Origin of the sequence: Sulfitobacter pacificus (genome assembly GCF_030159975.1) — a bacterium.
GTDB lineage: Bacteria > Pseudomonadota > Alphaproteobacteria > Rhodobacterales > Rhodobacteraceae > Sulfitobacter > Sulfitobacter pacificus.
In genome coordinates this window covers 2,562,759-2,583,658 of the sequence record NZ_BSNL01000001.1, presented here as the reverse complement: position 1 = coordinate 2,583,658, position 20,900 = coordinate 2,562,759, and the positions used below count along the sequence as shown (strand labels likewise).

The 20,900-nt window shown below is 57.5% G+C and carries 24 protein-coding genes, 2 tRNA genes and 1 riboswitch; of the genes, 6 read left to right on the top strand and 20 right to left on the bottom strand.

Annotation, left to right across the window (positions count from 1 at the left end; translation table 11 throughout):
• Nucleotides 1–127: 127 nt before the first annotated feature.
• From QQL78_RS13000 to rpmH, 5 genes are all read right to left on the bottom strand, one after another.
• Nucleotides 128–1,669 (bottom strand): putative bifunctional diguanylate cyclase/phosphodiesterase, encoded by a 1,542-nt coding sequence (locus QQL78_RS13000; protein WP_284374073.1) that lies wholly within the window; start codon nucleotides 1,667–1,669, stop codon nucleotides 128–130.
• A 116-nt stretch (nucleotides 1,670–1,785) separates the two neighbouring features.
• Entirely contained in the window at nucleotides 1,786–2,613 is an 828-nt protein-coding gene (gene ttcA, locus QQL78_RS12995) for a tRNA 2-thiocytidine(32) synthetase TtcA (RefSeq protein ID WP_284374070.1), read from the bottom strand.
• A 31-nt stretch (nucleotides 2,614–2,644) separates the two neighbouring features.
• Nucleotides 2,645–2,890: a membrane protein insertion efficiency factor YidD gene (gene yidD, locus QQL78_RS12990; RefSeq protein WP_284374068.1), complete on the bottom strand. Its 246-nt coding sequence runs from the start codon at nucleotides 2,888–2,890 to the stop codon at nucleotides 2,645–2,647.
• Complete coding sequence (gene rnpA / locus QQL78_RS12985; RefSeq protein WP_284374066.1) at nucleotides 2,887–3,312, bottom strand: ribonuclease P protein component; 426 nt, start codon at nucleotides 3,310–3,312, stop codon at nucleotides 2,887–2,889. The genes yidD and rnpA overlap by 4 nt, the downstream gene beginning before the upstream one ends.
• A 21-nt stretch (nucleotides 3,313–3,333) precedes the next feature.
• Nucleotides 3,334–3,468, bottom strand: coding sequence for a 50S ribosomal protein L34 (gene rpmH, locus QQL78_RS12980; RefSeq protein WP_025045894.1), 135 nt, complete (start codon nucleotides 3,466–3,468; stop codon nucleotides 3,334–3,336).
• A 306-nt stretch (nucleotides 3,469–3,774) separates the two neighbouring features.
• Here rpmH and QQL78_RS12975 point away from each other — a divergent pair, with 306 nt between their 5' ends.
• The 4 genes from QQL78_RS12975 to QQL78_RS12960 all read left to right on the top strand — a co-directional run bounded on the left by QQL78_RS12975 (nucleotide 3,775) and on the right by QQL78_RS12960 (nucleotide 7,539).
• Nucleotides 3,775–4,509: a TVP38/TMEM64 family protein gene (locus QQL78_RS12975; RefSeq protein ID WP_386258928.1), complete on the top strand. Its 735-nt coding sequence runs from the start codon at nucleotides 3,775–3,777 to the stop codon at nucleotides 4,507–4,509.
• Nucleotides 4,506–5,924 (top strand): dihydrolipoyl dehydrogenase family protein, encoded by a 1,419-nt coding sequence (locus QQL78_RS12970; RefSeq protein WP_284374061.1) that lies wholly within the window; start codon nucleotides 4,506–4,508, stop codon nucleotides 5,922–5,924. Before QQL78_RS12975 ends, QQL78_RS12970 begins: the two co-directional genes overlap by 4 nt.
• Before the next feature lie 74 nt (nucleotides 5,925–5,998).
• A complete protein-coding gene (locus tag QQL78_RS12965; RefSeq protein ID WP_284374059.1) occupies nucleotides 5,999–7,393 on the top strand; it encodes a sensor histidine kinase in 1,395 nt (464 codons plus the stop codon).
• A gap of 69 nt (nucleotides 7,394–7,462) precedes the next feature.
• Nucleotides 7,463–7,539: transfer RNA gene (locus QQL78_RS12960), tRNA-Arg, on the top strand.
• Nucleotides 7,540–7,824: 285 nt separating this feature from the next.
• On the opposite strand, the gene QQL78_RS12955 is transcribed toward QQL78_RS12960, so the two are convergent.
• From QQL78_RS12955 to QQL78_RS12905, 11 genes are all read right to left on the bottom strand, one after another.
• Nucleotides 7,825–8,583, bottom strand: coding sequence for an ABC transporter permease (locus QQL78_RS12955; RefSeq protein ID WP_284374058.1), 759 nt, complete (start codon nucleotides 8,581–8,583; stop codon nucleotides 7,825–7,827).
• A complete protein-coding gene (locus QQL78_RS12950; RefSeq protein WP_284374057.1) occupies nucleotides 8,580–9,305 on the bottom strand; it encodes an ABC transporter ATP-binding protein in 726 nt (241 codons plus the stop codon). Before QQL78_RS12950 ends, QQL78_RS12955 begins: the two co-directional genes overlap by 4 nt.
• On the bottom strand, nucleotides 9,302–9,985 hold the full coding sequence (locus QQL78_RS12945; RefSeq protein WP_386258269.1) for a TenA family protein: 684 nt from the start codon (nucleotides 9,983–9,985) through the stop codon (nucleotides 9,302–9,304). Before QQL78_RS12945 ends, QQL78_RS12950 begins: the two co-directional genes overlap by 4 nt.
• Complete coding sequence (locus QQL78_RS12940) at nucleotides 9,982–10,920, bottom strand: ABC transporter substrate-binding protein (protein WP_284374055.1); 939 nt, start codon at nucleotides 10,918–10,920, stop codon at nucleotides 9,982–9,984. The genes QQL78_RS12945 and QQL78_RS12940 overlap by 4 nt, the downstream gene beginning before the upstream one ends.
• Nucleotides 10,917–11,912, bottom strand: a complete 996-nt coding sequence (locus tag QQL78_RS12935; protein ID WP_284374053.1) for a HesA/MoeB/ThiF family protein — start codon at nucleotides 11,910–11,912, stop codon at nucleotides 10,917–10,919. The genes QQL78_RS12940 and QQL78_RS12935 overlap by 4 nt, the downstream gene beginning before the upstream one ends.
• The gene (locus tag QQL78_RS12930) at nucleotides 11,909–12,505 is read right to left on the bottom strand and encodes a thiamine phosphate synthase (protein WP_284374051.1); all 597 of its coding nucleotides are present in this window, start codon (nucleotides 12,503–12,505) and stop codon (nucleotides 11,909–11,911) included. The genes QQL78_RS12935 and QQL78_RS12930 overlap by 4 nt, the downstream gene beginning before the upstream one ends.
• Nucleotides 12,502–13,275 (bottom strand): thiazole synthase, encoded by a 774-nt coding sequence (locus QQL78_RS12925; protein WP_284374049.1) that lies wholly within the window; start codon nucleotides 13,273–13,275, stop codon nucleotides 12,502–12,504. The genes QQL78_RS12930 and QQL78_RS12925 overlap by 4 nt, the downstream gene beginning before the upstream one ends.
• A gap of 3 nt (nucleotides 13,276–13,278) precedes the next feature.
• Nucleotides 13,279–13,476 (bottom strand): sulfur carrier protein ThiS, encoded by a 198-nt coding sequence (thiS, locus tag QQL78_RS12920; RefSeq protein WP_284374047.1) that lies wholly within the window; start codon nucleotides 13,474–13,476, stop codon nucleotides 13,279–13,281.
• The gene (locus QQL78_RS12915; RefSeq protein WP_284374045.1) at nucleotides 13,460–14,455 is read right to left on the bottom strand and encodes an FAD-dependent oxidoreductase; all 996 of its coding nucleotides are present in this window, start codon (nucleotides 14,453–14,455) and stop codon (nucleotides 13,460–13,462) included. Before QQL78_RS12915 ends, thiS begins: the two co-directional genes overlap by 17 nt.
• Complete coding sequence (gene thiD / locus QQL78_RS12910) at nucleotides 14,452–15,261, bottom strand: bifunctional hydroxymethylpyrimidine kinase/phosphomethylpyrimidine kinase (protein ID WP_284374043.1); 810 nt, start codon at nucleotides 15,259–15,261, stop codon at nucleotides 14,452–14,454. The genes QQL78_RS12915 and thiD overlap by 4 nt, the downstream gene beginning before the upstream one ends.
• Before the next feature lie 59 nt (nucleotides 15,262–15,320).
• A riboswitch (TPP riboswitch) is annotated at nucleotides 15,321–15,421 on the bottom strand.
• Nucleotides 15,422–15,737: 316 nt separating this feature from the next.
• Nucleotides 15,738–16,094, bottom strand: a complete 357-nt coding sequence (locus tag QQL78_RS12905) for a cupin domain-containing protein (protein WP_284374042.1) — start codon at nucleotides 16,092–16,094, stop codon at nucleotides 15,738–15,740.
• A gap of 53 nt (nucleotides 16,095–16,147) precedes the next feature.
• On the opposite strand from QQL78_RS12905, the gene QQL78_RS12900 reads away from it, so the two are divergent.
• Nucleotides 16,148–17,047 (top strand): AraC family transcriptional regulator, encoded by a 900-nt coding sequence (locus tag QQL78_RS12900; protein ID WP_284374040.1) that lies wholly within the window; start codon nucleotides 16,148–16,150, stop codon nucleotides 17,045–17,047.
• A gap of 16 nt (nucleotides 17,048–17,063) precedes the next feature.
• On the opposite strand, the gene QQL78_RS12895 is transcribed toward QQL78_RS12900, so the two are convergent.
• Nucleotides 17,064–17,342 (bottom strand): hypothetical protein, encoded by a 279-nt coding sequence (locus QQL78_RS12895; RefSeq protein WP_284374038.1) that lies wholly within the window; start codon nucleotides 17,340–17,342, stop codon nucleotides 17,064–17,066.
• Between the two features lie 316 nt (nucleotides 17,343–17,658).
• Between QQL78_RS12895 and QQL78_RS12890 the strand changes: the two genes are divergently transcribed.
• Nucleotides 17,659–18,270: a LysE family translocator gene (locus tag QQL78_RS12890; RefSeq protein WP_284374036.1), complete on the top strand. Its 612-nt coding sequence runs from the start codon at nucleotides 17,659–17,661 to the stop codon at nucleotides 18,268–18,270.
• A gap of 69 nt (nucleotides 18,271–18,339) precedes the next feature.
• Here QQL78_RS12890 and QQL78_RS12885 read toward each other — a convergent pair whose 3' ends face one another.
• From QQL78_RS12885 to QQL78_RS12875, 3 genes are all read right to left on the bottom strand, one after another.
• Nucleotides 18,340–19,110 carry an imm11 family protein gene (locus tag QQL78_RS12885; RefSeq protein WP_284374034.1) on the bottom strand — a complete coding sequence of 257 codons (771 nt, stop codon included), beginning with the start codon at nucleotides 19,108–19,110 and terminating at the stop codon, nucleotides 18,340–18,342.
• Between the two features lie 566 nt (nucleotides 19,111–19,676).
• Nucleotides 19,677–19,753, bottom strand: a tRNA-Arg gene (locus QQL78_RS12880).
• A gap of 188 nt (nucleotides 19,754–19,941) precedes the next feature.
• A complete protein-coding gene (locus QQL78_RS12875; protein ID WP_284374032.1) occupies nucleotides 19,942–20,838 on the bottom strand; it encodes a glycine reductase in 897 nt (298 codons plus the stop codon).
• Nucleotides 20,839–20,900 lie beyond the last annotated feature (62 nt).

Below are 20,900 nucleotides of genomic sequence, written 5' to 3'. Positions count from 1 at the left end.
CTCCCATGAACTGGCCATTGCCGGGTTTCCTGCCCATTGCTTGGGGCTGCGTCTGAAGTTGAATACGGGGTACATTCTCCTACCTGCGCTAAAGCCGCTGTGTGCCAGTGCCACGTTGCAGTGGCTGTCAGTGGCTTTTGTCTTTTATGATATGTGGCATGTCCTCAAGTTTGGCGTTGTGGCGATCAATCCAGTCAAGTGTTTTTTCAAATGGCATTGGGCGGGCGATGCCGAACCCTTGAACATGATCACAGCCCAGTTGCGCGAGCAGAACATGTTCGCCCACGGTTTCCACCCCTTCGGCGAGAGTTTCGACGCCCAACCGTTCTGCCATTGTCAGGATCGCGCTGATCATGCGTTGTTGTTCGGGATCGCGGTCGGCTTTCATGACAAAAGAGCGGTCAATTTTGATTCGACTTACAGAGAACCGGCGAATGGAAGCGATGGAGGCATGACCGGTGCCAAAATCATCCAGATCAATACGGCAGCCAAGTGCGCCCAGTGCGTTGATGTTGCGGGTGATCATGTCATCGGGGGCGGTTGCAACAACGGTTTCAAGAACTTCGACAGCAAGCCGTTGGGGTGTCAGTTCAAACCTGTCCAATTCCCACCGAATTTTTTCCAGCAGTTTGGGATTGTTCAGCTCTGATCCGGCAAAATTAACACCAACCTGCGGCACCTCAACACCCGCCCCATCCCAGGCTTTCAACGCTGCAAAGGAGTGGTACATCATGACCTCCGCAAGGCGTTCCAATTGCCCGGCTTGTTCTATAACCGGCAGAAACTCTGACGGGGAAATCATGCCGCGGTCAGGATGTGACCAGCGGGCAAGCGCCTCAAAACCGGTAATGCGGCCAGTATCGGTGGAAATCTGGGGCTGGAACCATGGCTGGATTTGCCCGCCTTCCAGTGCGCGCACTACATCTTCGCGCAGTTCGGCACTTGCCTTACTGGCTTGTCGCATTTGTTCAGAGAAGGCCCGAATGGCAGAAGGACCGCGGCGTTGGGCCTCATAAAGGGCAATGGCGGCGGCTTCCAGCCAATCGGCGCCGGTGCTTCCAGGGGCACGGCTGTGCTGGCAGAAACCAACCGAGGCAGAGATATAAATGCCTGTGCCATCAACGGAAACCGGTTCTTCCACAGCAGATTGAATGCGCCCGGCCAGCTGAATGCAGAGCTCAAGGTCAAGGTGACGCACTGGGGCGGTGCAAATTGCAAAACGGGAATCGCCCATTTGCCCAACCCTGTCTTCGGTGCGCAGGGCCGTGAGAATCCGGTCGCCGACCCGTTGTGATACAGTATCGGCGGCCGCCTGACCAAAGCGTTCGACCACCTGATCGAATTCTTCGATCACCAGAAACAATGTTGCTGCATGGGTGCCTGTTTCCAGCGCCTTTTGATAGCTCTGTTCGGTGAGTTCTTCGAAAGCGGGGCGCGGCAGGATACCGGTGTTAAGCGCGCCCGAAAAGGTCGCCCGGTTGTGCAGGTTGCCCCCGACCAGATAAAGCACGGGCAGCAGGCCCGCCAAGACAACTAGCGCCCCTTCACCCCCGAACCAGAATGCCGCCAGACACATGGCCGGCACAAAGGCGAATGCCGGCGGCCCGGTCAGCACAAGGGCAAAGCGATGTCGCAGGCGTTTCAGTGAACGGGGCCAAGATTGCAGCATGGGCCGACTCCTGTAGGCGACGAAGGGGTGTCGCAACAGGTGTGAACTTATCGCCAAAGCAGTGAGCCGTGTGTTAACGGGCTTTCAATGCCTTCTCGAAATATATCTAAAATTGCTCAGATTTCGCGGGTTAGCCCGGCAAAATCAAAGAGCTTGGGGTCAAGCAAATGCGAGGGGCGGGCGTTCATCAGGGCACGGAACATGATCTGGCGGCGTCCGGGCGTGTTTGCCTCCCAACCATCAAGGATTTGTTTGACCTGCTGGCGTTGCAGCCCGTCCTGCGAACCGCACAGATCACAGGGAATGATCGGATAATTCATTGCACGGCTGAACTTTTCACAATCTGCCTCGGATACATGTGCGAGGGGGCGATAGAGGAACAAGTCTCCCTCTTCATTCACAAGTTTAGGCGGCATGGTTGCCAGCCGTCCGCCATGGAAGAGGTTCATAAAGAAGGTTTCAAGGATGTCGTCCCGATGATGGCCCAACACCACAGCAGTGCAATTTTCTTCGCGGGCGATACGGTAGAGATTGCCACGCCGCAAACGCGAACAAAGCGCACAAAAGGTGCGCCCCTCGGGAATCTTATCCATGACGATTGAATATGTGTCGCTATATTCGATCCGGTGGGGAACGCCCATTTTCTCAAGAAACTCGGGCAGAACCGTTGCGGGAAAACCGGGCTGCCCCTGATCAAGATTGCAGGCCAGCAGCTCCACAGGCAGCAGGCCCCGCCACTGGAGCTCATGCAGCACGGCCAGCAGGGTATAGCTGTCCTTACCGCCTGACAGACAGACCAGCCATTTGCCGCCCGGTTCGATCATCCCGTATTGTTCAATCGCTTCGCGGGTATTGCGCACAAGACGTTTGCGGAGCTTTTTGAACTCCGTTGTTTGGGGGGCACCGTGAAACAGGGCGTGAATATCTTCGGGTTTGTCCAGCATGGGAGTGGCTTAGATCAAGCGGCAGGTCCGATCAAGCGTCCCTGGTGTCGCTGTCATTATCAGGTACGTTGTCGATGCCAGAACCGCCCCATGGATGACAGCGTGCGATGCGGCGCGCGGCCAGCCAGCCACCTTTCATTCCGCCATGTTTTTCCAAGGCTTCCAACGCATAGGCGCTGCAGGTAGGCTGATAGCGGCAGTTGAAACCGACCCAGGGACTAAAGATCAGCCGGTAGCCCCGCACAGGCAGGGATAGCAGGCGGGCGAGAAGGGTCATTTCCTGACACCGTGCAAAATATCAAGGGCGGCGTCAAAGTCGGCCTGCAACTGGGTAAAGGGCAGATCTGCGGTCGTGCCTTTGCGCCCGATCAGCACATAGTCATGGCCGGGCTGGCCGCGTTTGGTCAGGGCAAGACGGGCAATTTCCCGCAGGCGGCGCTTGGCACGGTTGCGCGCAACTGCGTTGCCGACTTTCTTGGAGCAGGTAAACCCGACACGCACGAGGTCTGCCGGGCAGGGCTCCGCCGCACGGCGTTTACGCATTTGCAACACAAAGCCGGGTTTGGCCACATGGGCCGCGCGGGAGGCGCGTTGAAAATCGGCACGTTGGGTCAAGACGACCGGACGTGACGAAACCGCCGGAGGTGAAATCCCTCTGGCGGCGTTACTGCCATCCATTGGGGCCTCCGGCGGTGTCATGTCTTCAACGCAGTGAGTCGCTTACGCGCTCAGCTTGCTCCGGCCTTGGGCGCGGCGGGCGTTAATGATCTTGCGGCCTGCTTTGGTGGCCATACGCGCCCGAAAGCCGTGACGGCGTTTGCGAACGAGGTTGCTGGGTTGAAAGGTGCGTTTCATGCGCTCTCTCCATAATGTGTCGGGCTGTCCCGGATTCGCAGGGACAACAGTATTTCAAGCCCGCTCATTACGGGGGTGTCCGGCGCAAGTCAAACCCCATGGTCGGGAAAAAGCACCGATGTGCAACATTTTCCGCCAAACGGGGCGTTTGAATGTTTCAATAGCGGTTCCAGGACGCCGATACATCACGAAACGGCACACCTGCGTTCAAGCGCCCGTGATCAGGCTATCTTCGCGGCGTCAGGCGGGCCAGTTAAGGTGTAACAACGGATGTATAGAGCAAAAAAGGTGCTACGGATGGGCGATATGAGTGAAACGGATACGCCAAAGTCCGGTCTACAGCGGTTCCTGCCATTGATCGCGATTGGCGTGGTTGCGGTGATCGGTGCCTTTACCCTGCGGGACTACATCAGCTTTGATGTGTTGCGGGACAATCGGGAGGCTTTGATCGCCTTTCGGGACAGCAATTATCTGCTGACTGCGGTGCTGTTCATTGCGGTTTACGTCGGGATTGTTGCGTTTTCCCTGCCGGGTGCGGTCATTGCGACCCTCACAGGAGGCTTTTTGTTTGGCACGGCTTTGGGGACTGTGTTCAATGTCACCGGTGCTACCCTTGGTGCCATCCTGATTTTCCTCGCGGCGCGAATGGGTCTGGGGGATAGGTTGAAAGAAAAGATGGATGCCTCGGAAGGCATGGTGGCCAAGATCAAGAAGGGGATTGATGAAAATCAGTGGTCGATGTTGTTTTTCATTCGGCTGGTGCCGGCAGTGCCGTTCTTTGTGGCCAATCTGATTCCCGCCTTTGTCGGAGTCTCGCTGTTTCGTTTTGCGGTATCGACCTTTCTGGGGATCATTCCGGGCAGCCTGGTCTATACCTCCGTCGGTGCTGGGCTGGGCGAGGTTTTTGCACGGGGTGAAACGCCGAACCTTGGCATTATCTTTGAGCCGCACATTCTGTTGCCCATTCTGGGGCTGACCGCCCTGTCCGTGCTGCCCGTTGTGATCAAAGCCGTTACCGGCAAGAAGGAGCTTGTGAAATGAACCGGATCAAAACCGATGTTCTGATTATTGGTGCAGGCTCTGGCGGGCTTTCTGTCGCGGCGGGTGCGGCGCAGATGGGGGCGGATGTTGTCCTGCTGGAAGGGCATAAGATGGGCGGGGATTGCCTGAACTACGGCTGTGTGCCCTCCAAAGCACTGATCGCCAGCGGCAAGGCGGCTTATGGCCAGCAGCATTCGGCGCAATATGGTGTGGCGGATGCGGCGGGCACGGTCGATTACGCCGCGGCCAAGGATCATGTGGCGGATGTGATCGCACAAATCGCACCGGTGGACAGCCAAGAGCGGTTCGAGGGGTTTGGGATCAACGTGATCCGTGAATTCGGGCGATTCATCTCGGCGGATGAGGTGCAGGCGGGTGATACGGTGATCAAGGCGCGCCGGATTGTCATTGCGACAGGTTCATCGCCTTTGGTGCCGCCAATCCCCGGATTGGATAAAGTGCCCTATGAGACCAACGAGACCCTGTTCGAGTTGCGCGAAAAGCCCGCGCATCTGTTGATCATCGGCGGCGGGCCAATCGGCATGGAAATGGCGCAGGCACATATTCGCATGGGCTGTGCCGTGACGGTGATTGAAGGGGCCAAGGCGCTGGGCAAGGATGACCCGGAACTGGCGACGGTGGTGCTGGACAGTCTGCGTGATGAAGGCGTGGTGATTGAAGAGGATGCGCTGGCGGCAGAGATTCGCGGCAAAGCCGGCGCAATTGAGGTGGAGGCAAAGGACGGGCGCATTTTCAAAGGGTCGCATCTGCTGATGGCGGTGGGGCGCAAGGCAAATACCGACAAGCTGGATCTGGAGAAAGCCGGGATTGAACCCACCAAATCGGGCATCAAGGTGGATGACGGTCTGCGGAGCACCAACAGGAAAGTCTATGCCATTGGTGATGTGGCCGGGGGGCTGCAGTTCACCCATGTGGCGGGGTATCATGCCGGGGTGATCATTCGCTCGATGCTGTTCGGCCTGCCCTCCAAGGCCAAGACCGCGCATATCCCCTGGGCAACCTATACCGACCCTGAACTGGCGCAGGTCGGCTTGACCGAGGCACAGGCCAAGGAGCAACATGGCAGCAAGCTGGAGGTGGTGCGGTTTCACTATACCCACAACGACCGCGCCATTGCCGAACGCAAGACCAAGGGTTTCATCAAACTGATGGTGGTAAAGGGACGTCCAGTTGGCGCATCCATCGTTGGCTATCAAGCAGGGGAGCTGATCAATCTATGGGCGCTGGCACTGGCCAATAAGATGAAAATGAGCCAGATTGCCGCCATGGTTGCACCCTATCCCACAATTGGAGAGATCAACAAACGCGCAGCGGGTGCTTACTTTAGCCCACGGCTTTTCGAAAGTGATCTGGTCAAACAGGTGGTGGGATTTGTGCAGCGGTATCTGCCATGACGCGGCCCGATGTCACGCTGCCGGTAACGGGTGTCTGCGATGGCACCCCCGCCATCCTGCTTTGGTAACGCACAATGGTTCACTCTCTTTCCGGTCGGCTTTTGATCCTGACAACGGTCTTTGTGATGATCGCCGAAATCCTGATCTTCGTGCCCTCTATCGCGCGGTTTCGCGAAGACTATATGTTGAACCGGTTGGAGCGGGCGCAGATTGCATCGCTGGCGCTGCTTGCAGACGACATGCTGGACCCGGAGCTGGAAAGCGAGCTGCTGCGCAATGCAGAGGTGTTCAACGTGGTATTGCGGCGCGACGAGGCGCGGCAACTGGTGCTGTCCACCAATATGCCACAGGCGGTATCGGAAACTTTTGATCTGCGCGATGCCACGGCGATGACCCTGATCCGGGATGCGTTGCGGCGGATGTTCAGCCCCCGAAATGAGATTGTACGGGTGATCGGTGCACCCGTGCGCGAGGCCGGATTGCTGATTGAGGTCACCATGGAAACCGCGCCGCTGCGTATGGCGATGATTGATTATGGCACCCGTATCCTTGTGCTTTCGGCGGTGATTTCGGTGATCACCGCTGTGTTGTTGTTTCTGGCGTTGCGGGCGTTGCTGCTGAAGCCGATCAAGGGCGTTGTGGGCCATATGCAACGTTATGCCCAAGCCCCCGAAGATGCCCGCCGGATCATTGAGCCCTCGGCCAGCATCACCGAATTGCGCGAAGCCGAGATGGCGCTGATGACCCTGCAAACAGATCTGACACAGGCACTGAAACAAAAGGAACGCTTGGCGCAACTTGGGTCAGCGGTAAGCAAGATCAGCCATGATCTGCGCAACATCATGACTTCGGCGCAGCTGTTTACCGACCGGATCGAGATGTCCGAGGATCCTGTGGTCAAGCGCATGGCACCCAAGCTGGTGGGATCGATCACCCGCGCGGTGCATCTGTGCGAAAGCACGCTGGCTTTCGGCCGCGCTGAGGAGCCGGGACCGACCTTGACGATGGCTTTGCTTGAAACGCTGATCGAAGACGCGGTGGAGGGTGAAAAACTGGCCAGCGGTGATCAACCGATCCGCTATGTCACTGATGTGCCTGCCGGAATGATGGTACGTGCTGATGCAGAACAGCTGTATCGTGTGATATCGAATTTGGTCCGCAACGCCCGTCAGGCCCTGATGGGTATCGGGCAGGGGGGAGAGATTACGGTACAGGCGGGAGAATCAGACAGCGCCTGGCAGATTGATGTCTCCGACACCGGTCCCGGCCTGCCTGCCAAGGCACAGGAACATTTGTTTACCCCGTTTCAGGGAGGCGCGCGCAAAGGCGGTTCAGGCCTGGGTCTGGCCATCGCGGCCGAGTTGGTAAAAGGTCACGGTGGGCAGCTTATCCTTGCCGAAACCGACGCATCGGGCACGCGATTTCGGATAATTTTACCAAAGGGTGACGGTACGCTGAACATCCTTTGAAGTTTGTGCCGATTAGCATGAAACTTGGGCTTGCAAACCTCTGACAAGCCCACTAAACCGCCCCTCAGTGGACCGATAGCTCAGCTGGATAGAGTACCTGACTACGAATCAGGGGGTCGGGGGTTCGAATCCTCCTCGGTCCGCCATTTCACATTTTGTGAGACGGCACATAGTTCTGCCTTTTGCGACAGACCCTTTCCTTTCCCGTCCATTTTGGTGCATTGGTGCATTGGCGCATTCGTTATTCCTTCCAGTTGGGGCAGGTTTTCTGAACAACCGCTGAAAGCGGCTTGCTCTGAAACCTTGCCACATAGCGAACGCGGATGGGGGCGAGGCAACGCTATTCGATAGGGGTGGAGCGGCCCGCCGCCGGAGGCGAGGATACGGCCCTATCTAATGGGGGTGTGGCCCGCAACTTGCTTGCGTGTCAGTCAGGTCTTTCTGTTACCACAGGTGCCCTGGGTGAAGCGGGTTAACCTGGTCGCCAGCATGCCCACACTGATGTGCAGGATCACCGTCAGACAGGCGAGGACGATCAAACTGGCGAACATCAGGTCGATTTTTGCGCGCCCATTGGCGAGCAGCATCAGATAGCCCAGCCCTTTGGACGCGCCGACCCATTCACCGATCACCGCACCAATCGGGGCGTAAACCGCGGCCAGCCTTAGGCCGCTGCCAAGGCTGGGCAGTGCATTGGGAATTTGAACGTGGCGCATAAAGGTCCATTTGCCCGCCCCCATTGATATCGCCAAATCGCGGTATCCGCTGTCGATCCGGGTCAGCCCGTCGTGAAAGGCAGAGGTAACGGGAAAGTAGATGATCAGAACCGCCATGATGATTTTTGACCCCATGCCATAGCCGAACCAAAGTGTCAGAAGCGGGGCCAATGCAAAGACAGGCACGGCCTGGGTAAACACAAGGATTGGCAGCATCAGCCGTTCCGCGGTCTTTGACATGGCCAGTTGGATTGCCGTGACCACACCAAGCAGGCTGCCAATAACAAGCCCAAGACCAACTTCGATCATTGTGACCCATGCGTTTTCAAGCAGGATCACCCGGCTGTTGTAAGCTGCCTGCGCAACCCGCCAGGGGGAGGGCAGGATAAAGTGCGGTGCATCTGTGAGGATCACCAGCGCGTGCCAGAGGCCCAACCCAATCAACAGAGCCAAAAGGATATCCTGTAATCTCATACGCTGGCTCCACGCAGGTATTCCAGCAACGCGGCCTGACAGGCGAGTGTTTCGGGCGCGTTGATCTGACGTAGGGCGCTTGTTTGCGGTGTCGGCCAGTTTTGTGTGGCTTGCGCGGACATGACGGTAATCTGATGGGCCAGGCGCGCGGCCTCTGCCGGATCATGGGTCACAAGCAAAACGGTGCGGCCCTGTAAGACTTCGGCAGCCAGTTCCTGCATGTCAGCACGGGTGCCGGCATCCAGCGCTGAAAACGGCTCGTCCAGAAACACGATTGCGCGGTCTTCAAACAGAGTGCGGGCGAGGGCGGCCCGTTGCCGCATTCCACCTGAAAGTGTGGCTGGTTTCTGATGTGCATGCGCCGCCAATCCAACGCGGTGCAGCATTGCGCGGGCGGCATCAGTATCCGATGGCTCCCCGCGCAGCCGCGCACCGATACAGATGTTGTCCAGCACCGACAACCATGGCAGCAGCAGGTCCGACTGGGCCATATAGCTGATCCGCCCCGCCAAGGGGGACCCGTCGGTTGCTGCAAAGCTGCCTTGAAACTCTCCCCCGGTTTCAAGCCCAAGGATCAGCCGCAGAACTGTTGACTTGCCCACGCCTGACCGGCCCAGAAGGCAGGTCCATTGCCCGCCGGGGATATGGAGATCCGCATCAAATAACACATGCCTCTCTAGACGATGTTGGCCTTTCAGTGTGATCCCCGGTGACAGGGTCATGCGCCATCCAACCCCATTTGCCAGAACCCGACTTCCAATTTGGTGGCCATGGTGAACCGGGTCTGCAAGGCGTCGGCGCGGGGCGCATGTGCCAAATCACCGATCCGGCGTTCCACAGCCTTGTCGATCATCCTGCCGACATTGGTACAAACCTGCTGGTATTCTGGATCTGCATAGGCCGAAATCCACTCGGCATAGGGCGTTTCCTCTGCCTTGCTGCTTGCCAGACGCCGCCCGATTTCACCGTAACCCAGAACACAGGGGGCCAAGGCGGCCATCAGGTCCAGAAAGTCCCCTTGCAGGCCTGCGTCCATCACATAGCGGGTGTAGGCAAGGTTCTCGACAGCTTCGGGCGCGGCGAACAAGGCCGCTTCGTCAATGCCCTGGGCCGCGCAGGTTTTCACATGCAGCGACATCTCGTGATTGACCAATGCATTGACGGTACCGGCAGAGATCCTCATTTCCTCTAGGGTTTCGGATTTGATCACGGCCATTGACCAGGCGCGGGAGAAATGGACCAGAAACACATAATCTTGAACCAGATAATGCAGGAATGCGGCACGTGGTAACGACCCGTCTTTTAGCCCTTCGACAAAAGGGTGATGGGTGTAATCGCGCCATGGGGCTGCGGCCCCTTCGCGCCAAAGCGCGAAGGTTTTGCCATAATCAGGTGTCATCATTTTACGGTCACATCGATTGCGATTTTGGAAACGGGGTTTTGTGATGGGATCAGGTCAGCCTCGTGTAAAAACGCTTCAAACGCTGCGTAGCGGCCCGCGTCCATGGCTGTGGGACGCAGTGCAAAACGTGGGAATGTGTCAACCCATGCCTTGGCGTTCAGCTCGTCCTGCAGCTCGGCGGAGGTGCCGGCAAAGAGCTCCCAGCTGTCTTCGGGATGGTTCACGATGTATTGGGTCGCTTTCTCTGTCGCGGCGAGGAAGCGGGCGATCATCTCTTTGTCCATCGTGTCGGTGTTGGCAACATAGATCAGCTCATCATAGGCTGGCAGGCCCTCCTCCTCGACAAAGAAGCAATTGCCCTCAACCCCTTCGATCTCCATCTGGTTCAGTTCAAAATTGCGGTAGGCACCGATAACGGCATCCACCTGACCTGACATCAGGGAGGGGGACAGCGACCAGTTCACATTGACCAATTCGACGTCATCCAGCGACAGCCCATGATGGCGCAGTATGGAACCCAGAACCGCCTCCTCGACACCGCCGACCGAGAAGCCAACCTTTTTGCCCGCCAGATCCGCCGGAGATTGGATGGGCCCCTCTGCCAGTGCCAACAGGCAGTTCAACGGGGTGGCAACCAATGTGCCAACCCGTTGCAAAGGCAGGCCTTCGTGGATCTGCATGTGCAGTTGAGGCTGATATGAAATCGCCAGTTCCGCTTTGCCGGCGGCGACCAGTTTGGGCGGGTCTGACGGATCAGCGGGGGCGATGATCTTGACGTTCAGGTCCTGTTCGGCAAAATACCCTTTTTCCTGCGCGATGATCAGGGGGCCGTGGTCGGGATTGACGAACCAATCCAGCAAGACGGTCATATCGTCCTGGGCCATCAGGGGGGAGGCCGCGAAAGCAAGCGCTGCGGTTACAGATGTTAGTTTCATATGGGTTTTCTTTCTGTTGGTGGCGTGTCGCCCATTGCGATTAAGGTGATTTTTCCGTCCCAATAGGTCCGAAGGTGACTGGCCGCCTGCCAGGCCCGCAAACCGGATCGGCAAATGAAAACGGCGCGTTGATCGGCGGCGGGTGTCAGGGTTTGCGCGGCACATGCCGCAACGGTCAGGCGTCGTGCGTTTTCGGTTGCTGGGATTGCCGCCTCGTCGATGTCGCGCAATTCGATGACAAAATCCTCGGCGGTGACATCGGATGCCGCGATAAAGGTCAGATCTGCGGCAGGTTCCGGTGCGCTGTCGAAACGAAAACCGCTGCCGCGGAAGTTTTGCATGTCAAAGCGGATCAACTGGCCCAAAGGGGAGGGTGTCTGACCGATAAGATAGGCCATCGCCATTTGCGCCTGTGCTGTGCCAATCATGCCGACAACGGGGCCCATAACCCCGGCCGTGGCACAGGTGGCGGCGCGGTCCGGCAAACCCGGGAAGACCGCCCGCATGGATGGTGCTGTACCGCAAAACCCGCCAACATAGCCGGTCATTCCCAAGGCTGAGGCGCTGATCAGCGGGACACCCAGCATTTTGCAGGTATCAGACAGGATATAACTGACGGCGAAACTGTCGGCGCAATCCAGCACCAAAGTGCACTGCGCCACCAAAGCTGTCACATTTGCCGGATCAAGCGGGGTTTCAACGGCTTCAATCCTGCATTCGCTGTTCAGCTCCCGCAATGTTTTTGCCGCGACAACCGCTTTGGACAATCCGATGTCCGACGTGCGGAACAGGGTTTGCCGGTGCAGGTTGGACAGGGACACCACATCACCGTCCACCACCGTCATGCGGCCAACGCCCGCACCGGTCAGATATTGCAGAACAGGCGCCGCCAAGCCGCCAGCGCCCACTACAAGAACATGCGCGGCCTTAATCGCGGCTTGACCCGTTTCACCAACTTCGGGAAGGCAGATTTGACGGGCATATCGGCTCATCTTGTCGCCTCCAGCCATGCGCGGACCCGGTTCTCGGGGCTTTCGTTCAAGGTGATGTCGGTGACTGCGGCGACCACATCCGCGCCTGCCTCAAACGCGCCTGCCGCGCGGGAGACGGACATGCCGCCTATTGCCACCAGCGGCGTGGTTCCAATTAAACTGCGCCAGGTGGTCAGCTTTGCGATGCCCTGCTCCCGCCACTTCATTTTCTTCAGGATCGTGGGATAAATTGGCCCCAGCGCGATGTAATCGGGGGCAAGCGCCATGGCACGTTTCAGCTCTGCCTTGTCGTGGGTACTGATGCCAAGCCGCAGCCCGGCAGCGCGGATCGCGGTGATGTCGGCAGTATCAAGGTCTTCCTGCCCAAGGTGAACATAGTCGCAGCCCGCATCAATTGCGGCTTGCCAATAATCGTTGATAATCAGCGTGCAATCGTGCTGCGCACATATCGATTTGGCGCGATCAATATGGGAATACACAACATCAGCAGAAACATCCTTGATCCGCAGTTGAACCAGTTTGATCCCCAGCGGAACCAACCGCTCCATCCAATCGGCGCTGTCAAAAATCGGATAAAAACGATCCAGGCTCATATCAGAAAGGCCTTTCCGATCACCGGGGTAGACGGGGCGGCCATGTCACGTGGTTCCATCGGGTCGGCGGCCTGCGCCAATTGACCCGCGTTGACCGCAGCGGCAAAGGCGGCGGCCATGGCAGCGGGGTCACCAGCCTTGGCCACAGCGGTGTTCAGCAGAACAGCATCAAAACCCAGTTCCATCGCGGCGGCAGCCTGTGAGGGGAGACCAAGGCCTGCATCAATAACCAATGGCACGTCTGGGAAATGCGCGCGCATGGCCCGCAGCCCGAAAATGTTGTTCAACCCCAGACCAGACCCGATGGGCGCACCCCATGGCATCAGAACCTCACAGCCGGCGTGCAACAGCCGTTCCGCGACGACCAGATCCTCGGTGGTATAGGGGAACACCTGAAAACCGTCCTCGGTCAGAATACGTGCCGCTTCGACCAGTCCGAAAACATCAGGTTGCAGCAGATCCTCTTCTCCAATCACCTCCAGCTTGATCCATTTGGTATCAAACACCTCGCGGGCCATATGTGCGGTTGTCACTGCCTCTTTCACGCTGTGGCATCCGGCGGTATTGGGCAGAAGATGCACATCAAGCGCACGGATCAAATGCCAAAAATCCTGTCCGGCGCGGTCCTGTCCGCTTTCGCGGCGTAAGGATACTGTGGCGACACTTGCGCCACTGCGTTCAAAGGCGTCCTTCAAGATCGCGGGCGAGGGGTATTGCGCCGTCCCAAGCATGAGGCCATTGGCCAATGCCGTTCCGTAAAAGTCACGCATGTCCTATCCGCCCTGCATCGGGGCAAGGACCTCAACCGCGTCACCTGCCGAGAGAGCATAATCCGCCCGTTCGGGTGCAGGAACAAAGGTGCCATTTACGGCGGTCGCAACCTTGGCCCCGCCAAACCCCTCGGCCACAAGCAGATCGGCCAATGTCGTCGCCTGCGCATTGATTGGCGCACCGTTAAGCAGCAGTTTCATCCATTACCTCCGGAGTTTTATTGTCGAATATCAATTCGGCCAGCATCCGCGCCATGGCGGGGGCCAGAAGAAAACCGTGGCGGAACAACCCATTGGCGTGAATCAAATTGCCACTGCGCCGGATGCGGGGCAGGTTGTCGGGAAAGGCGGGGCGGCTATCGACTCCAATCTCAAGCACCTCGGCCTCGCCAAAGGCAGGGTTCAACGCATAAGCCGCACTAAGCAATTCCAGCAGGGCACGGGCGCTGACATGTTTGCCTGCACGACCTTCGACCATCGTCGCCCCCAGCATGAAAACACCGTCCCCGCGTGGCACGATGTAAAGGGGCACACGAGGGTGCAGCATCCTGATCGGGCGGTTTAGGCTCACGTCAGGGCAGGACAGCAGCAACATCTCGCCTTTGACGCCGCGCAGATCATGCAGGTTGTCCTTTGCCTGAAACCCTCTGCAATCGATGGTCAGGCAGCGTTTTGCATATTGGACCGGGTCCGCGTTGTCTTGGACGAACTGAACGCCATCAGCCACAAGGCCGGCACGCAGTTGAGACAGCGCCGCACGCGGGGCAAGATGGGCTTCGCTCTCAAAGAACAACCCTTTCCCGAAACGCTCTCCCAGATCTGGTTCAAGGGTTGCAATCCCGGTGCGGTCGACTTCGCGGAAACCGGTTGTACGCCGGGCGAATCTGATAAGGTCGGATTTGTCGCGCGCGGGGGAGACCACCAGCGAGCCGCAACGTCGCAGGGTATCGGTTTTTGTCGCCCACCAATCGGCTGCTTCACCACCCAGACGGACCACAGGTTCCTCGGCACTTTCTCCTTCGCAGAACGGTGCCAACATCCCCCCGGCCAACCATGAACAGGCGTGTTCCCCGATGTCAGCATGGCGATCCACGACAACAACATCAGCGCCGCGATCCGACAGCGCCCGGGCTGCGCAAAGACCGGCAACGCCCGCCCCGATGATCGCTATCTGCGTCATGACCAATGGCCGTGAAAGTGATGCACCGGGCCGTGCCCCTTGCCGATATGCAACCTATCCGCCGCTTTGATTGCCGCCTGAAGATAGGCATGTGCCCGTGCGACGGCCTCTTTGAGGTCGCGCCCATGGGCAAGCTGCGCCGCAATGCTGGCGGCATAGGTGCATCCGGTGCCATGGGTGTTGCGGGTGTCGATCCGTGGTGTTGTAAAGCTGGCGATCACGCCGGTTGCGTCAACAAGAAGGTCGGTGCAGGTCTTGCCGCGTGCATGGCCTCCCTTCATCAAGACTGCCTTTGGCCCCATTTTGATCAGGGCTTGTCCCTGCGCCGCCACCTCCTCGGGCGTTATCGCCTCTGTGGTGTTCAGCAGGCGCGCCGCTTCGGGCAGGTTCGGCGTGAGAAGTGTGGCATGGGGCAGGATCTGCGCAATGAGCGCATCCACGGCAGCATCCTGCAACAGCGCATCACCCGATTTGGCAATCATCACCGGATCGACAACAACGGGGCCAGTAAAGGCCGCAAGTCGTTGGGCCGTTGCCGCGATGATCGGCACAGAGAACAACATCCCCAGCTTGATCACATTCACATCAATGTCCGATAGGACCGCATCAATTTGCGCCGCAACAACAGCGGCCGGAACCTCATGCACTGCGGTGACTGTGGCTGTGTTTTGTGCTGTCACCGCGGTGATGACGCTGGCCCCGTAGACGCCATTTGCCGAAATCGCCTTGAGATCCGCCTGAATGCCTGCACCGCCACCGCTGTCGGATCCTGCAATGGTCAGGGCGATGGGTGTTTCTTTCGTCACTGGCACGTCTCCAAATGATGGGCGTGCGAACGTGAGAAAGAGTCTCGTGCGGTCAGAGCCACACAAATTTACCCGTTCCCTACGCCGGCATAACCCGGATCAGGTTCGACGGGTCGGTGCGTGCACCTCTCAGCCCCAAAGGGCCCCCCGACGGATTATTTCGTGACTGGTTTAGGGTCGTTTGTGCCCAAACCAATGCATTTCATCAACAGCGATAGGACAAGGATGATGCAATCGCAACACCCAAAATCTTTCCCTTGCAGGTGAGGCAGACCAACGGGTTCAAGCGCCCAGCATCTTTTGCAAGGCCGCGTGTAAGATCGTAAGCTGATGAAAGAAATATATATTTCACGATCACGCTACCGGAGTGATGGGAGTTGTTGCGGAAGCCTGAGGTGGGGCACTGCATTGGTCACTTTTCAGGAGGATTGAATTGTTGAGGGGATGAAGAATCTGCGCCATCCCCTCAAGCAGACTCAAATCCGGGTCTTTGGTGCCGCTTCACGATCAGCATCGCCAGAGTTCGGTTCGCCCTTTGGTTCAATCAACAGCACCTTGGCTTCACTGGTGGCTCTTGGCCGGTGAACAATACCTTTGGGAACGATGAACAATTCGCCCGCTTTGATGGTGTGGGAGGGTTCGCCCTGAATGTCCATTTGCAGTTCACCCTCAAGAACATAAAAGAAATCATCGGTTTCCTCATGCTTGTGGAAAGGGTATTCACCCATGATCTTTACCACCATCACCTCGTTTTCGTTATAGTCGGCAATGACATGAGGGTCCCAATGGGTGGAAAAATATCCTAGTTTTTCAGACAGGTTGACGGGTTTCATCGCAAAGTACCTTCTATTGTGTTTAAGCCGCACCTGTGTTGCCAATCGGGAGAATGAACATTTCACGCGCACGACGATCCGCTGACCTAAGACCACAGGACCTGACCCCGGGTCTTGAACGTTCGTGCACGGAAGATTGGGTTGCTGCCGCGCCTTGGCAAACAGGCATCCAGCGGATTGAAGCGTATTTTTCCGGCGATGCTTATGCGCCGCACCGGCATGACACCTATTCTATCGGGTATACGATTAGAGGGGTTCAAAGCTTTGACTATCGGGGAACCCGCGCGGATAGCCTTGCAGGGCAGGTAATGGTGCTGCATCCTGATGAAATCCACACCGGGCAGGCGGGAACCGAGGACGGTTTTCACTATCGGATGCTTTATGTTGAACCAGCCTTGGTGCGTGAAGCCCTTGGGCCAACGGCAAGCGCGCTGCCATTTCTAAGCACCGCAGTATTGAGCGACCCGCGGTTGATGTACGCGGTGCATTCGGCCTTTTCGGATATGGAGGCTCCGCTGGAACCGGTCGCCTTGGTTGAGCTGGCGGTGCTGTTGGCGGATGGGCTGCGCGCAAATGACCGGTCGGCCCATCGTGCATCCAGTGCCTTGATTGATGTGCAGGCAGCGGCGCGTGCCAAGGAATATCTTGATGCGCACCAGGATCACATCGTGAAATCGGAGGAACTTGAGGCTGTCACCGGGCTGGACCGATATGCCCTGGCCAGACAGTTCCGAAAAGCCTTTGGAACAAGCCCCTACCGGTATCTTACCATGCGCCGTCTGGATCGGGCGCGGTCAGATATTGCGGGCGGGCTTACCTTGGCAGATGCGGCAATGAAGGCGGGTTTCAGCGATCAAGCCCATATGACGCGGCGGTTCAAGGCAAACTATGGTATTTCTCCCGGCCAATGGCAGCGCCTCGTTCGTCGGGCCGGAACTGCGGCCCCTTCATAGTGCCGGGAGCAACATCCTAAGGTTTTTTGAGAATACGATCGAGCGCAACGGCTACATCGCGGATGTTTACCGTGCCGGCATTTGACTGGCTTTGAAGCGAGCTTAGCACCGAAACCTTCAGCTCTTTGGTTGCTTTCTTCGAACGCGTTTTGCTGATGGGGCTTTCTGAGGGTGCATTTGATGCCCGTGGTGCAGGACCTGCCAGCTTTCGGGCCGTGCCGTCCGATTGGGCCTGCTTATACGCATTGACGCAGAGATTTTGCGACAAGGTAATTGGTTCCTGAATCATATGCATTGGTTAAGCCCTCGATTAGAGACACTCAGCATTGATCGAACGCAGGGGCTTTTCAATTCTTTGCTCTATTTTCGCCACAATTCGGCCATTATTGTGCTGCCCTTCGGGCCAATCTCCCGCATGCAACCGGATATGGGGCGTTTTTCGAAACACCGCGCCCCGGATGCGCGGGGTTTGTCATGGCCACCGGCCCCAATTGTGGCAGTCGATTCGGCAAGTATGACCTGTTTCGGTGGCTCCGGTGGGCAGGGGTGGCGCATAGGTCGGCCGGGTAAATCGCTTTACCTCCTTCATATCCCAATACTATGGTTGATCTATGGAACCCTATGCACTTCTTCTTTTCGCCTTCGCCCTGCTGATCAATGCTGGCACACCCGGGCCAAGTATCGCGGCATTGGTGTCGCGTGTTCTGTCAAACGGCTGGCGCGACATTGCGCCTTTTCTGGCTGCGATGTGGATCGGCGAGGTCATCTGGCTGAGCGTTGCCATGGCTGGCTTGTCCGCATTGGCAGAGACCTTTCACGTAGCTTTCGTAATCCTGAAATATTGCGGAGTGGCTTACCTGATGTTTCTGGCGTGGAAAATGTGGCATGCGCCTGTTGCCGCGGATGGCGACACCTTGCCAGAGGGGCGCGGCGGGTGGTCGATGTTTGCCACCGGTTTGGCGCTGACACTGGGGAATCCCAAAATCATGGTTTTCTATCTCGCCCTTCTGCCCACGCTGATCGATGTGACCAACGCGTCCCTGTCGCTGTGGGCGCTTGTTGCAGTGGTGACTGTGGCCGCCTTGGCTTTCATCGATATTTTCTGGGTCGCGCTTGCGCATCATGCGCGAAAATTTCTGAGAACGCCGCGGGCGATGAAGATTGCCAACCGTGTCGGGGCAAGTTCCCTTGGTGGGGCAGCTGCGGTGATTGCCACGCGATAGATCCAGCGTCAGTTGATGCTGGCCGTCGCTTGGTCACGGACCGGGGCCATATCAGTCAATCGAATTGAACTAGTGATCTTCCAATGCGTCATAGCGTCGTGATTGCAAGTGCCGCAGCCGTTTCCCCAATCGTTGAAGATAGCCACGAGAGGACCGTTCGGACCCGCCTGTGATGGCCGAGGGGCGAAGGGACAAGCCGGTGATGCCTTCGCGTTTGAAGGCCCGGGCCAGCGCGTCCGAAATGAACGCCTCTGATGGATAGTGTTTATCCATCCAAAGGTGCCTTCCGTCTAATTGCTCCTCTTTCCACTGGATAAACGGTTGCCCCTTCGCACCGACATAACCGAAGAAATCTCCGCTAAAGGATTTATCTTTCATGCCGGTGTTTTGCGAATTGTCTGTCGCCAGATAATAGAACTTCTTTCCGTCGAAGAATTTTGCCTTCACTTCGGAGTTTTCCGCATCAATCGCCACCACGGAATCAGCAATCCCAAGCGCAAAATACCCTGTGGGGAACCTTGTGCCGTCAAGCATGGTCAAATCAACGGGCTGAAAGTGGTGTTTGACCGCCTCCATGTCAGACACGACCCTCCTAAACCGCTCGGATACGAAAAAGCTGCCGGACCAGCGCCCTTGGAAAATGTCAGGCAAGGTTCTGGGAACGGGAAAGCGTTTCAAGTCTTCTTCGTAGTGTTCTTGAATAAAGCGAATTGGCGGCAAGAGCTTGGCCGGCTCGCGCCTTAATCTGGTTGGCGCGGCGCTGTCTTTGGGTGTCCCCGGCAAATCGGACCAGTTCAAACAACCGGGCAGATGGCGGGGGATATCAAGGGCGTAGGGCATCGCTGTCTCCTGTTGTAGGCAAGCGATGTCAGGCAAGCTGGCCAAAACTGTGACCTCTTTTAGGATTAGTGATGAAGCTGGTCATGAAAGGCCGTCGTCGGCGCAAGTTGCATGGGGTTGGGATGTTTTTGCAAATGCGGGGCCTGTGTTGTGACATAAGGACCAGAATAATCTGAGATTTAATAACCATTTTCGAATGGCGTCTGCACCGAAGCGTAAGGCACAACCGCTCTGGCTATATCGCTGTTCTCTTGCCCTTTGAATAGATGAGGTCGCGCGCTTATGACGGGGGGGCGGCACTTTGTTGAGACGCACTGAACAGATCAGAAGTCGTACTCAACAAAGTCTGTGTTTGAGAAACCGATCAGTTCCACAAGGCTTTCGACAGTGTCGACGGTGGCCGCATGTTCTCGGTTGGTCGTCGTGGCCCAATCACCATCGTATCAAAGCTGGCCCTTTGACCAACGATGTGCCTGCGCATACTCACAAACGTTCAACAAATCACAAAAACCAACTTTCGTCGAAAAGCCGGTCTACGGATGTCGAACGTCACCGCATCTATCAACTGGCGATCCCGGGAGGACTCGAACCCCCAACCCCCTGATTAGAAGTCAGGTGCTCTATCCAGTTGAGCTACGGGACCGGTGGTGCCGGTTGTCACGCAAAACCGTGGCCTATGCAAGACCAGCTTGGGGCCAATTGTGACTTAGACAAGCGAAAGCAGACGGATTCCGATGGAGCGAGGGATGCCGGATGAAAGCGGCTTGCGGTGGGCTCGCCCTTGCATAGCTTTGTAACAAGCCAGCAAGGCAATATCTATGCGCGCCGAACCTAGCTGTTCAACACTTGTTTGGCGGTGGCCTTACCCTCGTCAAAGGCCCGTTTTCGACGTGCGATCTCTACCGCCGTAAGTTTGGCTGGGTTGGAATAGTCGTCTTTCCAATCCGCAGCGCCATTCCATTTAAGAGGGGATTGCCGGGTGGTGCGGGGCAGTTGGGCGGTTTCCAACAGGTCCAAGGCCATCGCTAGGGTCGCGGCCTGCGATGCGGGATCATTCGGGCGGCCCGCGGCATTGCCCAATGGGAAGTCACTGAACAGGAAGCGCGGCACGCCGACATGTGCGACGATATCCTTGGCACAGCCCATGATGACAGTTGCGATACCGGCTTCTTCCAACTGGCGGGCGGCGATTGAAACGGATTGATGGCATACAGGGCAGTTCGGCACCAGCACGGCGGCATCCACCCCGTTTTCACGACAGAGAGCAAGGAGGGCGGGGGCGTCCACCTCAATGGTTGTGCGCTGGGAGCGGTTGGTGGGCAATCCGAAAAACCGATCCGCGAGTTTGCCAATACGCCCGGCAGCAACCGCGTCTTTCATGGTCGCCAGAGGGAAGTAGCTTGCCGGATCTTCGGCTGTTGTGTGATCGCGGTCGATGGCGATGTGGGAAATCCGCAGATCGGGGGTGCCGGCTGTTGGTTGGGCATAGACTTCATAGAATTTGGCGGCGGCATTATAAGGGGCGCCGGGGCCCTGATCACCCTTGTCCGGCTGGTAGGGTGCCGCCGTGCTAACCAAGGCAAGGGTGCATTCCGCCAGTGGTTTTGCCAGCGGGGTAAAGGGCACATCCGCAAAACTGGCCCAAACGTAGGGGGCACCGTAGCCCAGCGCCAGATAATAGTCGCGGGTGCGTTGCATATAGGCAATCGGCTTGTCAGTTTTGCTCATCCGGGGTGATTTCCTGGGCCAGTCGCGCTGCAGGGTAGCGCATCTTTTGCGCGGAATGTAGC